This window comes from Bacillus sp. MBGLi79 (genome assembly GCF_002953915.1).
Map to the genome: position 1 here is coordinate 1,408,645 of NZ_CP026521.1, position 1,437 is coordinate 1,410,081.

General features: G+C 44.6%; 2 protein-coding genes. One reads left to right on the forward strand and one right to left on the reverse strand.

Features of this window, described 5'->3' with window-relative positions:
- Window positions 1–197: 197 nt before the first annotated feature.
- Window positions 198–593, forward strand: a complete 396-nt coding sequence (gene spxA, locus C1T29_RS07070) for a transcriptional regulator SpxA (protein ID WP_003180621.1) — start codon at window positions 198–200, stop codon at window positions 591–593.
- Between the two features lie 30 nt (window positions 594–623).
- On the opposite strand, the gene C1T29_RS07075 is transcribed toward spxA, so the two are convergent.
- Window positions 624–1,286, reverse strand: a complete 663-nt coding sequence (locus C1T29_RS07075) for a TerC family protein (RefSeq protein ID WP_020450936.1) — start codon at window positions 1,284–1,286, stop codon at window positions 624–626.
- Window positions 1,287–1,437 lie beyond the last annotated feature (151 nt).

Below are 1,437 nucleotides of genomic sequence, written 5' to 3' on the forward strand. Positions count from 1 at the left end.
TTTTCGATGAATTGAGCTAAATGAGAATAACAGATGGCATAAAAAAGCAAAAGTCGCTGGATTGTCAAAAAATTTCTGTTACAGACTGTTCACACTTACTTTTTTATAGTATAATACTCAATAAAGATTACTTTTTTAGATTTATTTCAATTTAAGAATACGCTAATTTCATTCTACTTTTTAAGGAGTGAAGCAATATGGTTACATTATATACATCCCCAAGCTGCACGTCTTGCAGAAAGGCGCGCGCATGGTTAGAAGAACATGATATTCCGTATACGGAAAGAAATATTTTTTCAGAGCCTTTATCAATTGATGAAATAAAAGAGATTTTACGAATGACGGAGGACGGAACAGACGAAATTATTTCAACCCGTTCCAAAGTGTTCCAAAAATTGAACGTCAACCTTGAAACAATGCCGCTTCAAGAGCTGTACCAGCTCATCAATGAACATCCGGGCCTTTTGCGCCGTCCGATCATCATTGACGAAAAGCGCCTGCAGGTTGGATACAACGAAGACGAAATCCGCCGCTTCCTGCCGCGCAAAGTGCGCACATTCCAGCTTCGTGAAGCGCAGCGTCTCGCAAACTAAAAGAAGGCTGAATTTTTCAGCCTTCTTTTTTTAATGCTTTTCACTCGTCTGTTCATAATAAATACTGGCTAGAATCACAAAAATCACCGTCAGGACGGGCAGCAGCATTTCGAGGGTGCTGTGCTGCGCCATAAAGGAAGACAACTCCTGCTCCCTGACGATCATTTCGCCGCCGGTATAAGCGAGCAGTCCGCTTCCCGCGTATATGAAGAGCGGAAACTTTGCAAGGGCCGCTTGAATCAGCCTGCTGCCCCAAATGATGACCGGGACGGAGACCATCAAGCCGACAACGACTAGCATCAGGCGTCCGTGCGAAGCTCCAGCGACCGCAATCACATTATCGAGCGACATGAACAAATCGGCAATCACGATGATACGGATCGCCTTAAATAAAGATGTCCCGCCTTTGACATGCTGGGCATCTTTTTTCTCAATCAAAAGCTGATATCCTAAGTACAACAGGAAGATTCCTCCGATAAATTGCAGATAAGGAACCGCGAGCAGGTACACTGCTGCCATTGTTAGCGCGATTCTCATCATGATGGCGATCAATGTGCCGATGATGATCGCTTTTTGTCTTTGCCGTGGAGGCAAATGACGGCTTGCCATTGCAATCACAACAGCGTTGTCGCCGCCAAGTATGAGATCGATTCCGATGATCACAAGGAACGACATCAGTACATCGTGTTCCATCAACTGGCACCTCGCTTTGCCTTTGCATCGGGACTTGCCTAAAAGGCACCCGCATCTACAGCTGCTGCTTGTACAACTAATATATGAAGCAGGCCGGAAAATATGTTAGCTTGGCTTTGGAGGCGTTTTTATTTCTTTTCCGCCTTTTTTA

Bases quoted from the DNA above. Each gene is read 5' to 3' on its own strand.
- spxA (WP_003180621.1), top strand. From the start codon at position 198: ATGGTTACATTATATACATCCCCAAGCTGCACGTCTTGCAGAAAGGCG.
- C1T29_RS07075 (WP_020450936.1), bottom strand. From the start codon at position 1,286: ATGGAACACGATGTACTGATGTCGTTCCTTGTGATCATCGGAATCGAT.